Annotated in this window: 1 pseudogene; it reads right to left on the bottom strand. The window is 38.4% G+C overall.

From position 1 onward, the window contains the following. Window positions 1-194, bottom strand: a pseudogene (locus KVT27_RS25765) (alpha/beta hydrolase); the annotation flags it as partial. Between the last annotated feature and the right edge of the window lie 51 nt (window positions 195-245).

Raw genomic sequence — 245 nt, 5'->3', positions numbered from 1 at the left:
AATGTTTCATAAAATTTATAGGATTCATGGAAAGGTACAGTTTTATCTAATTCACCGTGCCTAAAGAAAATCGGGCGTCCAGCAAATTTTTCAGGAGTTAGACTGTCATCATAGGTTCCTAGGACCTCATTAATCTTTTGCACATCTTCCTCTGTCATGGTCCAATTGACACCACTTTTTGTAAATTGGTGCAATTGGTATTCACCCAATTTTATAAAACCAGGCGCGCCCAAACATATTGCAGC

The sequence above is a fragment of the Lysinibacillus sp. GbtcB16 genome (genome assembly GCF_019091145.1).
GTDB classification, from domain to species: domain Bacteria; phylum Bacillota; class Bacilli; order Bacillales_A; family Planococcaceae; genus Lysinibacillus; species Lysinibacillus fusiformis.
Note: the sequence above shows the minus strand (reverse complement) of the source record. Positions and strands in the feature narration are given on the sequence as shown.